Raw genomic sequence first — 14674 nt, forward strand, 5'->3', positions numbered from 1 at the left:
TCAGGATCGCGCGAGCGCGGCCAGTACGATGCGAATTGCCGACATCGCGCCTGGCCCTGCTTATTGCATGATCTCGAGATCCACCCCGCCGCGCACCGAACGCAGCTTGACCAGCTTGACCGGCTCCAGCGCATTCTCCTTGCGCCCGTCGGTCGTCACCGCCAGCGCGACCGTGTTCTCGCCGTTCGGGTTCAGGATGCCCGGCGGGATCACGAAGGTGCGTTGCGGGCCGATGTGAGCGATGAACTGCCCCATGTTCCACCCGTTCACGAAGATCAGCGCCCGGTTCTCGCGGTCCGAGCGCGGTTTGCTGGTATCGCCGAAGGCCAGGCCCAGCTGCACGTCGTGGCCGCGCGGCAGGTCGAGCTTGAAGCTGGTGCGCAGCCAATAGGTACCGGCCGCCGGCGGAGCATCGGTGGTGCGCGCCGCCTGCCAGCCTTTCGGCGAGGCCAGCGGCAAATGCCAGCCCTGGCGTTCGCCGAACAGGCCGCCGTTGTTCATCGGCCCGCGCAGGCGGTCGACGATCTCCTCGCCGCCCTGGCGGCCCTGGATGCGCCAGGCGATCGGCACCGCGAAGCGCTGGCCGCCACGCTTGGTGAGCGAGGCCGAGATCAGGCCGCGCGCCTCGCGGTGGTAGTCGTCGGCCATCAGGTTCCAGTTGTGGGCGTTGTTGCGCACCATGACCGAGATGACGTGCTCGCCCGGCTTCAGGTCGCCGAGCGACAGCTTGACGCTGTCGGTGGTCTCCGGGAAGGAGCGGCCGGTGTCGAGCTCGTGCTGGCCGACGAAGCGGCCGTCGATCCAGACCTGGATCAGGCCCGCGCCGCCGGCGCCGTAGAACAGCTCCAGCTGGTTGGCCTTCGGGTCCGTGCTCGTGAAGCGCCCGCGGTACCACACGTCGCCGTGGTGGAAGCCGTAGTCGCTCATCGCCAGGGTCGGCTGGCCGCGTTCCGGCATGGTCCAGGTCTGGGCCGCCGACGGACGGCGGTCGGCCTGCACCCAGGCACTGTCGTCGAAGCGCGGCGCGCTTTCCAGGCTGTCCATGCGGCGCGTCCAGGCCAGGCGGGACAGGTCCGGCAGGGTCACCGCCTCCGGCCCCTTGACCGTCCCGCCGCGCACGCTGCCGTCCGGCTGGCGGCTCAAGGCCAGGTCCTGGCCGTTGAAGCTGGCCGCCTCGAAGGCCGGTCCCCAGATCTCGAAGCTGCTGTCTTCGCCCGCGTCGCCGCGCATGACGAGCTTGCCCGCGGAGAGCTGTGCCGAGCGCACCAGCGCCGGCGAGAGCTGCAGCGCGCGGCCGGCGCCCGTCTCCTGGGTCCAGAAGCGCAGGCTGGTGGGCTCGTCGGCCAGCAGGAGCAGCATCGGCGCCCTGCCGCCGCCCGAGATGCGCACCCGCGCCAGGCCGTCGTGCACGTAGTCCAGCACCAGGTCGCCCTTGGCGGCATCCCAGCGCGACTTGACCTGCCCGGCCAGCACTTCCACCGTCGGTGCGCTGGAATAGCGCAGCACGGTCTGGCCCGGCTGGCGGTCGCGCCCGTGCAGCAGGACGATATCGCGTTCGCCGTTGCGGAAATGGGTCTGCAGCTCGGAGGTCGAGTACACCAGGCGCTGGCGCTCCATGTCGTAGGAGGCCAGCAGCATGCGCGCATCCTGGCCGCGCAAGGTGGTGCCGAACGTGTACTCGCCGTCCCGGGTGGCCAGCCTGACGCTGAAGGCTTCCTCGCCCTTGCCGTCGGTGGGATTGTGGGCCGCGAAGATCACGTGGGTGCCCAGGCGCCGGTTGACGTTGTGGTAGACCTTGACCTTGCCGTCCGCCGGGGCCAGGGCGGGTCCCTTGTCCATCTCGGCCAGCACCTGCTCGGCCGCCTGTACGAACATGCCCTGCTGCTTGAGCGCATAGGCTTTCGGGCGCAGGCCGCGGTCTTCCGAGATCGGGGCGCCGTAGTCGTAGGAGGTGTACACGACCGGGCCGGCCAGCCAGCCCCAGGAGGTGCCGCCGAAGGTCATGTAGACGTTGTGGATCGTGATGCGGTTGATCAGGTTGGTGCCGTAGAAGACCCGCTGGTAGCCCGTGCCCTGGCGCTCGGCGGTGCAGTGGTAGGTGCCGTTCGATCCCCAGTAGTCGAACCAGCCGCCGCCCAGCTCGGCAGCAAAGCCGGGCGTGTTGGGCGAAGACAGCGCCCCGGCGCGCGGGCCGGGAGTGGCGTAGATGCCCCAGTCCGGCGCCTTGTTCGCGCCGGAAGGGTCGGCATGCACGTTGCAGCTGCCGCCCGGGTAGCCGTCGAAGGCGTAGATGTCGGTTGGGCCGGGGTTGGCCCAGGGCGCGGTCGAGCCTTTCGGCGTCCAGTCGGGCAGGCGGCCGGCCGAGTTGTGGAAGAAGGGCACCTGGATGCCGTCCGCACGCGCCTTGCGCGCCAGGTGCTCCATCTGGCGCACGTGCTTCGGTTCGACCTTGCCCAGTTCGTTCTCGAGCTGGTAGGCGATCACGTTGCCGCCGCCGTCGGTCACCTGGTGGCGCGCGATGATCGCGTTCACCTGGGTCATCCATTCGTCGACCGCCGACAGGTAGACCGGATCGTCGGTGCGCGCCTCGCCGCGGTTGCGGAACATCCAGCCCGGATAGCCGCCGCCGGTCAGCTCGGAATTGATGTAGGGGCCGGTGCGGGCGATGATGTACATGCCCTCTTCTTCCGCGATCTGCAGCGCGCGCTCGACGTTGCGGATGCCCGAGAAGTCGTACACGCCCGGCGCCGGCGAATGGTAGCCCCAGTCGAAATAGAAGGCCACGCCGTTGAAGCCGAGCGCCTTCATCTTCTGCATCACGTCGCGCCACAGCGACGGATTCGGCAGGCGGAACGGATGGATCTCGCCCGACCAGACGACGACGCGCTTGCCGTCGATCTTGAGCGAATACTGGTCCCAGGTGACCGCCTTGGGGCGGCCCTTCGGTGCGGTGATCCCGGCGAGCGTTGGCGACGCTTCGCCCATGACGCCGAACGAGGACGCCATCGCGGCGGTTCCGGTCAGGCGGGCTTGCGCGGCCCAGGTCCGGCCGCCGTCCTGGCTGTCACTGAACCAGGCCCGGTCCCCGCCTTCGCTTCGGGTATAGAGGCGCAGCGTCGCACCCAGGCGCACCAACCCGGCCGGCTTCAAGCCTGCGTCCAGGGCGCTCAGGTTCGATTGCTGCTCGATGCGCCATGGTCCTTTCACGTCGGCTGCCCGGGCCAGCACCAGGCGGCCGCTGCGCGCTTCACGCGCGACGGCGACATAGCCATCGCCGTCGGAAACGGCCACGGTGTCGAGATAGCCGGACTCCAGGCCGCGCATCGGCACGGGGGCCGGCCAGTTGGCCAGCGTCGCATCCGGGGTGAGCACATGGGCGCCCTGCCCGCCCCCGGCCGCCGGCAGGGTCGCTACCAGATGGAGCTGCTTGTCGTTGCTGCGTACCCAGTTGGGCGAACGGACCTGGCCTGTGCCCAGGCGCACCTCGCGCACGGCATCCCAGCGGCGCAGGTCCGGCGACGAAGCCAGGCCGATCGTCCCGGGCGCAGCGCTGGCATAGGCCAGGACGTAGCGGCCGTCGGCATGGCGCGCCAGGGTCGGGTCCTGCAGCTTGCCGGACGGCGGCGTCCAGGCTTCGGATACCAGCGACGTGAAGTTGGCGCCGTCCTGCGACGACAGCAGGCTCAAGGTATTGGCCGCGCCCGCGGTCAGCGCAGGCATCAGGACGGTTTGTCCGGACTGGGATGCGGCAGTGGCGCTGGCAGTGCCGGCCTGCAGGCCGGACCCTTGCGGGATGCCCAGTTCCTGGGCAAACGCCGGCCCGCCCAGGACGGTGGAAGCGGCAAGCGCGGCGCTGAGCGCGGCGGCACGCAGGGAAAGCGCGCGGGGAGCAGAAAGCGACGTGACAAGCCCTGTTGCCAGGGCCGGGGGCCTGGATGGGGAGGTATTCGGCAAGGTGTCTCCTTTTTTGTATTCTCGTGCGCCTGCTCATCGGGTGGCGGCGCCCCTGGGCATTGTAGGTGCTCGGCCGCGCTTCGATCAGCCTCGCGGCGAAAGAATCAGGCAGCTGATCGGATGGCCGGACGCGGGCAGGCATTCGCTCAAATGGATGAGTATTTCGCGCACCCGCGCGCACGCGTTGCCGGCTATGCAAAGATTGGCACCGCGGAGCCCATCCCTGGCGCCCCGACAGCCGTGACGCAACAGCGCCGGCCGATAACAAGGTACGGACCGGCTCCGTACCAAGACGAGACACCGCTACCCAATGAATTCGTTCTCTTCCCTCGACACCTTCGTTTTCCTCATCTACTTCGTCATCGTGGCCGGCTACGGCATCTGGATCTACCGACGCCGCAACGGCTCGGACAAGAACACGCACGATTACTTCCTGGCCGAAGGCTCGCTCACCTGGTGGGCGATCGGCGCCTCCCTGATCGCCTCGAACATCTCGGCCGAACAGTTCATCGGCATGAGCGGCGCCGGCTACCGGATCGGCATGGCCATCGCCGTGTACGAGCTGATGGCGGCCGCCACCCTGATCATCGTGGCGGTGTTCTTCATGCCGGTCTACCTGAAGAACCGCATCTACACCATGCCCCAGTTCCTGCAGCAGCGCTACGGGCCCGGCGTGGCGACCGTCATGGCCTGGTTCTGGCTGGCCCTGTACATCGTCGTGAACCAGACTGCCATCCTGTACCTGGGCGCGCTGGCGATCAGCAGCATGGTCGGCATCGGCGTGCTGCCCTGCATGCTGTTCCTGGCGGTGTTCGCCACCGTCATTACCCTGGGCGGCATGAAGGTGATCGGCTACACCGACGTGATCCAGGTGTTCTGCCTGGTGATCGGCGGCCTGGTGACGACCTGGATCGCCCTCGACCTGGTGGCCCGCCTGAGCGGCGCGGAAGGCGCGATGGTGGGCGTGCGCGAACTGTTCCAGCGCGCCGGTGGCCATTTCGACATGGTGCTCTCGCGCGATAACCCGAACTACATGGACCTGCCGGGCCTGTCGACCCTGATCGGCGGCATGTGGATCGTCAACCTGAGCTACTTCGGCTGCAACCAGTACATCACCCAGCGCGCCCTGGGCGCCAGCCTGCCGGTCGCGCGCAAGGGCCTGCTGTTCGCCGCCTTCCTCAAGCTCCTGATGCCGCTGATCGTGGTCCTGCCGGGCATCGCCGCCTATGCGCTCGACCAGGGCGGCGTGCTGGGCGATTCGCTGCGCCCTAGCGGCGAAGTGAATCCGGACCGCGCCTACCCCACCCTGCTGACCCTGCTGCCGGAGGGCCTGAAGGGCGTCGCGTTCGCGGCCCTGACGGCGGCCGTGGTGGCCTCGCTGGCCGGCAAGGCGAACAGCATCGCCACCATCTTCACCCTCGACATCTACCGTCCCAAGTTCCGCCCGGACGCGAGCGAGCGCCACATGGTCTGGATCGGCCGCCTGACGGTAGTCGCCTCGATGGCAATCGCGGTGTCGATCGCGCCCCTGATGGGCATCGACAAGAAAGGCGGCTTCCAGTACATCCAGGAGTACACCGGCTTCGTCTCGCCGGGCATCCTGGCGATGTTCCTGCTGGGCTTCTTCTGGCGCCGCACCAATGGCGCCGCCGCCATGTTCGCGGCGGTTGCCAGCGTGGGCCTGTCGATCGTGCTCAAGTTCCTGCCGGACTTCGTCGACCTGTCCTTCCTGGCGCCGATCGGCTTCGCGGTCCCCAACAGCGTTGGCGTGTACGAGATTCCCTTCCTCGACCGCACCCTGATCGTGTTCCTGATGATCGTCGTCGGCATGGCCATCATCAGCCTGCTGGGCCGCCAGCCGGCATCGACGATCGTCAAGGTCGACCGCAGCCTGTTCAAGGTGGAGCCGGGCTTCGCCTTCGGCTCGGCGGTGGTGTGCGCCATCCTGGTGCTCATCTACGCGGCCTGGTGGTAGGACAGGGTTGTCGGCGTGCTGCCGGCAACAGTTCAATGGAGAAGCGTAGGCTGGGCGGCTCCCAGCGGACGCATGGTTAACCTGCGGCTTCGGTGCCGCCCACGCCGTCAATCCTGTTGGAACAGATGCGACGGCTATTCACGTTCCAGTTGAACGCGTGGGCGGCATGTGCGGCGCGGGCTCATCGAGGAAGCGGGTGGAGCCGCCCACCCTACGAACCGGTATCTGTCGTATTAGCGGTCAGCCACCGGCTCACCGAACTCCGGCATCCCATCCGCGCGCCAACGGATCACCTGGGCGCGGGTATGCCGGTTCGGGTCGCGCAGCGGCTCGCCGACGATGTCGCGGTAGTTGCGCGCATGGTAGACCAGGATGTCGGTCTTGCCGTCCGGGGTGGTGGTAAAACTGTTGTGGCCCGGGCCGTACTGCCCGGTCCTCGCACTGCTGCGCAGCACCGGCACCGGTGACTTGGTCCAGGAGCGCGGATCCATCAGGTCGGCGTCTTCCGGCGCGCTGAGCATACCGAGCGCATAGTTGGCGTCGGTCGCGCTGGCCGAGTAGGTCATCCATACCCTGCCGTTCTTGACCAGGAATGCGGACGCCTCGTTGACCTCGTGGCCGATCTTCTCCCACGCGTATTCCGGACGCGTGAGCAACACCGCCGGCTGGCGGATCGCCAGCGGCCCGTCCATCTTCGCCAGGTAGATATTGGTGGCCTTGCTGGCGTCGGGCGCGCGCTGGGTCCAGCTCAGGTAGCGCTGGCCACGGTGCTCGAAGGTGGTCGCGTCGAGCGAGAAGCTCTCCCAGCCGGTCTTGAGCTGGCCGCGCTCGGTCCACTCTCCTTCGAGCGGATTGACCGACGCGTTCTCCAGCACGTAGAGGCGGATCTCCCAGATCTTGTCGGCGCGTCCGGCCGTGAAATAGATGTACCACTTGCCGTCGATGCGGTGCATTTCGGGCGCCCAGATGTGCGCGCCCATCTCGCCGCTGGCGTGCTTGCGCCACACCACCTTGGCGTCGGCCGCGCCAAGCTCGTTCAGGCTGCGCGCCCGGCGCACCTCGATGCGATCGTACTCCGGCACAGTGGCCGTGTAGTAGTACCAGCCATCCCGCTGCAGGGTGACGTGGGGATCGGCGCGCTGGCGCACCAGGGGGTTGGCGAAGCCGGCTTCGGCGGCCGTGGATGGGATGGGGAAGCTCAGCGCGGCCAGCAAGGCGGCAGCGAGTACGGTAGTGCGGATCATGGGACCTCGACAAGTAAAAAAGCCAGTCACCGCGAGATGACTGGCAAATCGGAACAGGAGAGGGGTGAGACGATCAGAGCTTCATCGACACGGTGAAGTAGTAGCGGCGGCCTGCCCAGGCCAGCTCGTTCAGGCGGAAGCTGTCGCCGGCATCGAGGCGCTTTACCTCGTCGGTCAGGTTCTTGCCTTCCAGGGCGAAGGTGACCTTGTCGTTGTAGCGATACTGGATCTTCGCATCCAGGTAGCCGGTCTTGGCTTCGAACACCGGGTTGCCCGAGACGTCGTTCCCGCCGGTGAAGAAGCGGTCGCGGAAGCTATAGGCCAGGCGCGCGTTGATCGGCCCCTGGTCGTACCACAGCGACAGGTTGTACGCATTCTTCGACATGCCGGGATATGGCAGCACGGTGCCGTCGAGGATGTTCAGGCGCTCGGCGCCCGCCGCATACTTGTAGTTCATGCGGGTGTAGTTGGCGTCGACGCCGAAGCCGCTCAGCCAGCCCGGCAGGAAGGTCAGCGCCGTGCGGCCGGCGATCTCGATACCCTTGGTGGTGGCGCCCTCGCCGTTGACGGCCTGGGTCACGTCGAAGCGCTCGCCGTTCTTGAACAAGTCCACGCCACGGGTCAGCACGCGTTCCATCACGTAGCTCGTGATGTCCTTGTGGAACAGCGCGAGCGACAGCTGGCTGTCTGGGCTCGGATAGTACTCGAAGCTCAAGTCGGTATTGGTCGAGCGGTAAGGCTTCAGGTCCGGATTGCCGGCGGTGCAGTCGTCGGTCCCGTCACCGCCGAAGGCCGGATTGCCGCTGCCGCGGATGCAGGTGGCGTTCGGGGCCAGCAGGTCCATGCGTGGACGCGCCATCGCCTTGGACCAGCCGACGCGGGTCACCAGCTTGTTGTCGATCAGCCAGACCGCACCATTGAAGCTCGGCAGTACGTCGTTGTAGGTGTTGTCCACGGTGGCTACGGCATTGCTGACGACGATGTCGGTAAAGGTCGACGCCCCCGGTGCCGTGGCATTGCGGATCGAATAGCGCGCCAGGCCCGTCGAGCTGTTGCGGGTACGGACATAGCGCACGCCGATGTTGCCCTCGACCTCGCGATCGAACAGCTGGGTCGCATAGTCCAGGCGCAGGTAGGTCGCGGCGATGCGTTCGCTGACCGCGAAGGCCGGGATCTGCGGATACATCTTGCCGTCGCTGCCCGGCGCCGAGCGCAGGTAGGCGTGGTTGAAGCTCGATGTGTCGAAGAACTCGGTCGCGTTGGCGTAGACCGGCGACATCCAGCCCGACGGCAGGCCCGTGACCTTGTCGTAGCCGTTGAAGAAGGTGCCTGGCGTGCGACCCTGCACGGCGCTGACCAGGGCCGCCATCTGGGCTGCGTTCAGGTAGCGGGTGCTGAAGCCCGAGTTGATGAAGCTCTGCGCATCGTTCGGACGCTGGGCGGTGCCGGTGTAGAGCGGATCGTACACCGCGGTCTGGTTGACGTTGGCGCCGCGCACGTTGATGTCGTCGGCCGTCGAGCTCAGGTCGGCGCCGTTGCTGGCCAGGTAGCCTCCGCCGTTGTACTGCTCGGAGGTGGCCTTGCGGGCCTGGGCGCCGAACCAGACCTTGTTGAAGAACGGCGTGTCGAGGCGGTACTTGAGATCGAGCTTGGCCTGGTGTTCCTTGTTCTCGGTCTCGCTCGGACGATACTGGAGCTGGGCCTGGACGTAGGAACTCGGGTTGTCCGGGCTGTAGCCTGCCGGGAAGGTGAAGCGTGGCAGGCTGTCCGGTCCCAGCGCCACCTTCAGGCCAGGCGCGTTCTGGGTCAGCACGATACTGTTGCTGTTGCTGTCGTACATGGACTTCGAGGTGCCGAGCAGGCCGGTCACTTCCAGACGGTCGCGCTTGAAGCTGAAGCCGGATGAGAAGTAGCGCGAATCGATGTCGAGCTGGAAGTCGCGCGCCGACGTGCTGAAGGCGCCCTGTCCGCCCTGGCCCGCGCCGAACAGGCAGGAACCGACGACGTACTCGGTCACGTGGTGGTTCTGGACCACCATGCCCGGCGTGGCGGCCGTCGGCGCGGTGCATGCGCCGGCAGTGGTCGGCACGCCATTGGCGCCATACACCGGCGCGCGGCCGGTATTGGCAAGGCGCGCCGCATTCGAGAAGTCGGTGCCGAAATTGCGGTCGTTCAGGCGCTGGCGCTGGGTATTGGCCTGGTAGGTGGCGTAGGCATTGAATTCTTTGCTGAAGGCATACTGCGCCGTCACTTCGCCCGACGAGCGCTTGTGGTCGCGGGTCCACAGGCCGTAGCGCGCGATGCCTGGCGAATAGTCGAACCACTGGCTGCGGCAGGCGGTCTGCTGTGCCGAGCTCAGGCCCGGCGTGGAGCAGCCGGCGATGGTGCCGATCGCGGCCACTGCCGGATCCCGGCTCACCACCGTCTTCTCGGGTGAATTGTCCCAATCCTGGAGGAAGCGCCACGAGGTGTTGCGCGCATAGTCGTTCTGGGTCAGCACCTTGTCGTAGACGAAGTTGGCCATCAGGCCCAGCTTGCCGTCCAGGTACTTGTCGGCCATGTACAGGTTGCCGCGCGGCTGGACGCCGCCGCGCGAGGTCGAATGCTCGGCAGAGATACTGGTGCCGATGGTCGGCTCCTTGAAGTCGAGCGGTTTGCGGGTCGTGATCTGCACGGTGCCGCCGACGCCGCCTTCGGTCATGTCGGCGGTCAGGCCCTTGTAGACGTCGATCGAGCCGATCAGCTCGGATGCCAGTTCACGCAGTTCGGCGCCGCGCCCGGCGGTGCCGCTGGTGCCGAGGACCGACATGCCGTTGATCTCGATGCGGTTCAGGTCCGGTTCGACACCGCGGATCGCCACCTGGGAACCTTCGCCGAAATCGCGCGACAGCTGCACGCCGGTCACGCGAGACAGGGCTTCGCCCACGTTCTTGTCGGGGAACTGGCCGATGTCCTCGGCCACAATCGAATCCGACACCGTGCCGGCGTTCTTCTTGCGGGTGATGGCCGACGCCACGGATTGGCGGGTGCCGGCGATGTGGACGACCTGAGGTGCGGGAGCTGCGCCGCTGGCGGTCGTGCCGGCGCCGGACTGGCCCTGGGAGGTCGAGGCCTGCGCAGCCTGCGCTTGCGCGCTTTCTTGCGCCAGTGCGGCTTGCGCTGCCAGGAGGGTGATCACTGCGGCCACTGCGCGTGCGCAGCGGATCGGATTCAGCACGTGGGTGCTGGTCATAGCTCGATTCATCGGTGTCTCCATGGGCTCTGTAGTTTGAGGTACGGCTTGGCCTTGGAATAATTCTATGTGCGTAAGACGGCGACGATCCGTCGAGCGACGAAAGAATCATCGAACTGAGCGAAACTGCCGCGATCGCATCGAGAAACGATCATGCAGGTGATCGTTTGGTATTCGAGCGCCCGTAAACGGCGATGGCCGCCGCAAATGCGGCGGCCATCGGGCCCTCCTGACCTACGAGATGCTTAGCCGCCGAACTTGAAGTTCAGGCCGGCCATGTAGGTACTGCCGGCGAACGAGTCGGTGTACACGTTCGGCGTTCCGTCCGCGAACACCGAGTAGCCGCCGGTGTTCGAACCGGTGTGGGTCTTGCCCAGGTTGCGCCCTTCGATGAAGAACTCGACGTTCTTGTTGAAGCGGTAGGCGAGCTTGGCGTCCACGTAGCGGGTGCCGAGGCGGAACAGCGGCGCGCCCGGGCTGTAGGTCGGGTAGCGCACGTTGGTCATGCCGACCACGGGGTAGTTGTTCACCGAGTTGGTGTTGCAGCCCGACGTGCACGAGAAGGTATCCGCCTTCACTTGCAGGCCGACGCGCATCGACAAGGCGCCGTCGTCGTACCACACCGATGCGTTCCAGGAGTGGCGCGGCTCGCCCGCCACCGGCAGCAGGTCGCCGGTGATCAGGTCGCGCAGGCCGCCGCCGTTCAGGGTCGCCTTGTTGCGCGTGTAGTTCGCGTCCACGCCGGTATAGCGCAGGTACCACGGCAGGACGGTGAAGGCCACCTTGGCCGAGACCTCGAAGCCCTTGCGGGTGAACGGGATCTGGTTGGTCCAGCGGCGCTGGGTGAACACCAGGTCGGCCAGCGGCTTGCCGGTCTGCGGGTCGACGGCGTTGGAGCCGGCGAAGGGCTTGATGTCGTCGACGGTCTCGATCAGGGTCGGCGCACCGGTGACCCCTTCCTGCTTGTAGACGGCGCCGGCCAGCATGATGTCGCGGTTGGCATACCATTCCAGCGACAGGTTCTGGTTATGGTTGGTCAGCGGCTTGATCTCCGGATTGCCCATGACGTCGGTGCAACGCATCGAGACTTCGCTGCCGTCGTCGTCGAGCTCGACCAGCTTGCGGCCGTCGTATTCGCAGGTGCCGTTCGGGATCAGGCGGCCGGCGGCCGGACGCGCGATGGTCTTGCCCCAGTTGTAGCGCAGGACCAGCTTGTCCGGAACCAGCCAGGTGTTCAGGTTGGCCGACGGCAGGTAGTCGGTGGTGGTGGCATTGATCGCGGTGTCCTTGCGGTACACGCGGGTACTGATGCCCGCCACGTTGTTCGGGTCGAGCGGATTGTAGGCGGCCGTGGGCACGATCGAGCGGAAGGTCAGCTGGCCGCTGCCCACCACCTTGGTACGCACGGCGCGCACGCCGACGTTGCCGTCGAAGACGATGCCGAAGGGGAGCGAACGCTGGGTGAACGGCAGGCGGTCGACCTCGAAGTTGGCCATCATGTAGCCGGCGTCGACGGTCTCCCTGATCGCATTCACCGGCTGGGCGTACATCTTGCCGTCGCTGCCGATGCACTCCTTGATGCAGTCGAGGTTGTAGTTCGGCACGCCCAGCAGCGCGTAGACCTTGTCGATGTCGAACTCGGTCCAGCCGTTGACCAGATTGCTTGGCCGGTCCTTGTCGCCCGCATAGAACTGCGCGGTCGGCTGCTTGGTGTAGGACTGGCTGAAGAGCTGGCGGTACTGCTCCGGCGAGATCACAATCGTGCCCTGGCGCGCGTTGCGCGGGTCGGTGCTCGGGTTGTAGCCGTACTGGCAGGGACGGCCGCCCGGCGCCAGCGAGCCTGGCGTGTTCTCGCACACCTGGAAGGTGGTGCGCAGGTTGTTGGTCGAGACATAGATGCCCGGGATGTAGTCGGCCGCCCCGAAGGTGCCGACGGCGTCCTGGACCGTCGGCCCACCGGTGCCCCAGTGGTCGTAGCCCGTCTTGCGGCGGTTGTAGCCGACCTTGATCGAGGGGATGAAGGGGATGTACTCGTCGGTGTAGACGTCCACGTCCAGCTTGGCCGTCTTTTCGAAGGACTCGTTGATCCGCGGGTTCTGGAAGGCCAGGGTGGTGGCGCCGTTCACGCGCGGCAGCTGGGCCGAGGTGTATGCTGGCGCGCCCGGGGTGGTGAAGCTCGGTGCGACCGCGGCCGCCGCGGGCTGGTTGGCGAGCGTCAGCCAGTTGTTCGGGTTGCTCAGGTCCACCGCGTTGGTCGGCGTGTAGTTCCAGATGCCGTTCGGCAGCACGGTGGCATTGGTCGGTCCCAGGTAGGCGCTCTGGCCCATGCGCTTTTCGTAGCGGTAGAAATCGGACTTGGAATCGCCGATCAGGAACTCGGCGCGCACGATGCCCTTCTTGAAGGTGCCGCCCGCCTGGGTATAGCTGGACCTGGTGCCGGTCGTGATCGTGGTGTTGTCGACGCCATAGACGCCGTCCGAGAACTGGAAGCTGGTGACGTGGTGGTTGCCGTCCACGACCACCGAGCCCGGGTTGACGTTCGACACCGCACCGTTGAGCGCGCCGGTGCTGCGATAGGTCAGCTCGTTCGGGTAGAGGTAGTAGCCGGATGCCGGGTTCAGGGCGCGGGTGCCCCAGGCGCCGTTGGCCAGCTGGGTGGTCGAGATGGTATCGACGAAGGGCGCGCCGGAAAAGCCGTTCGGTCCGCGCGCGGTGGCCGGATTGACGCCGACGCCGCCGTAGCCGAGGTTGGTGCTGTACGAGATGACGTCGCCCTTGCTGCGGCTATGCTTGGCATAGACGGTGAGCGCATCGTTGACCTTGAAGTCGAGGCGGATGTCGCCGCTGGTGCGGTCGTCGTTCCAGCGGTTGACGAAGTAGCGGGTATTGCTCGGCACCCAGTCGTTCCACTGCCCGAGGCAGCTCAGCAGCGCCAGCTGGGTGATGTTCTGGGCGTTGGTGCGGCCGTTGTTACCGGTAGCGATCTGACTGGCCACGCTGGCCGGCAGCAGCGGGAACTTCTGGTAGCACTCCGCCTTGGTCTTGGCGGCAGCGGAACCTTCCAGCACGTCCTTCGGCGTCATGCTGACCCAGTTGCCCATGGCCGCATTGCTGTACGGGACCGTGTAGAACGGCGTGGTCGATGCCACGTCGTTCAGGTTCAGGGTATCGGGGCGCAGCGCCACCGTCTTCTCCGGCGAATTGTCGAAATCCATTGGCCGGTACTTGCCGACCACGCTGCTGTTGCCGCCCTGGTTGATCGAGTGGGCTTCCTGGTTGACCTTGCTCTTCGAAAGATTGACCAGCACGCCCAGGCGATCGTTCATGAACTTCTTGGCGCCGATGAGGTTCAGGTTGGGGTTCTTCTTCTTGTTGAGCGAGTTCTGCTGGCCGGCCACGCGGAAGGACAGGTAGTCCTTCTTGAAGTCCAGGCCGTTACGGGTCTGGATGCGCACACCGCCACCGAGCGAGCCTTCGGTCATGTCGGCGGTCGAGCCCTTGACCACGTCCACGCTCTTGATCAGGTCCGAGGACAGCTGGCGCATCTCGACCGCACGCCCGCCCGAGGTGTCGGCGCCTGCATTGATGCCGCCCAGCATGTCGGCGCCGCCGGCCTGCTGCACGCCCATGCCGTCCAGTTCCACGCGGGTGAGTTCCGGGCCATTGCCGCGGATCGAGACGCTGATGCCTTCGCCGAATTCGCCGCGGTCGACGGCCACGCCGGCGATGCGCGAAATCGCGTCCGCGACGTTACGGTCGGGGAAAGCGCCGACGTCTTCGGCGATGATCGAATCCTGCGCCGTGGCGGCGTTCTTCTTGCGCGAGATGGCGCCGCGCTGCGATTCGCGGGCACCGACCACCAGCACGGTTTCGACGGCTTCGGGTGCGGTGGATGGCTTGGCCGCGGCCTGCGTGCCGGACTGCGTACTGGCGGCCTGCTGCGCGTACGCGCCGCTCGCCACGAGCGAGGCCAGCGCCATGGCCACGGCCTGGCTGATGCGTTTTACGGGGAATCCTTCCTGCGAACGGGATAACATCTCGTCTCCTTGTGTATGTTGTCGTTCTTATGTGGTGGGACGCCTGCTGCGTGCCGCCGGCGCCCTGGTTCGCTTCCGAATCGTGTTGTCCGGAAACTGTCGACGTGTTCGATTGTTATTGAATGGAATCATTACAACAACAAGGTTCCTTGCGTTTACGCCAAACACTCACAGGCTTGAGCGGTTAAGTGCCAAACCACCACAGTCGGCGCATGAGGTGCGCAGGCGTGCA

Annotated in this window: 5 protein-coding genes; 1 reads left to right on the forward strand and 4 read right to left on the reverse strand. The window is 66.4% G+C overall.

What is annotated here, in order from left to right; translation table 11 throughout:
• Positions 1-60: 60 nt before the first annotated feature.
• Entirely contained in the window at positions 61-3954 is a 3894-nt protein-coding gene (locus MA09_RS20105; protein WP_229440792.1) for a beta-galactosidase, read from the reverse strand.
• Positions 3955-4264: 310 nt separating this feature from the next.
• Here MA09_RS20105 and MA09_RS20110 point away from each other — a divergent pair, with 310 nt between their 5' ends.
• The gene (locus tag MA09_RS20110; protein WP_036252384.1) at positions 4265-5929 is read left to right on the forward strand and encodes a sodium/solute symporter; all 1665 of its coding nucleotides are present in this window, start codon (positions 4265-4267) and stop codon (positions 5927-5929) included.
• 233 nt (positions 5930-6162) lie between these two features.
• Here MA09_RS20110 and MA09_RS20115 read toward each other — a convergent pair whose 3' ends face one another.
• The 3 genes from MA09_RS20115 to MA09_RS20125 all read right to left on the reverse strand — a co-directional run bounded on the left by MA09_RS20115 (position 6163) and on the right by MA09_RS20125 (position 14442).
• Positions 6163-7173: a family 43 glycosylhydrolase gene (locus MA09_RS20115; RefSeq protein WP_036252386.1), complete on the reverse strand. Its 1011-nt coding sequence runs from the start codon at positions 7171-7173 to the stop codon at positions 6163-6165.
• Between the two features lie 73 nt (positions 7174-7246).
• Positions 7247-10417: a TonB-dependent receptor gene (locus MA09_RS20120; protein ID WP_036252387.1), complete on the reverse strand. Its 3171-nt coding sequence runs from the start codon at positions 10415-10417 to the stop codon at positions 7247-7249.
• A gap of 233 nt (positions 10418-10650) precedes the next feature.
• Positions 10651-14442, reverse strand: coding sequence for a TonB-dependent receptor (locus MA09_RS20125; RefSeq protein WP_036252389.1), 3792 nt, complete (start codon positions 14440-14442; stop codon positions 10651-10653).
• Positions 14443-14674 lie beyond the last annotated feature (232 nt).

This window comes from Massilia sp. BSC265, from assembly GCF_000740675.1.
Taxonomy (GTDB): domain Bacteria; phylum Pseudomonadota; class Gammaproteobacteria; order Burkholderiales; family Burkholderiaceae_D; genus Telluria.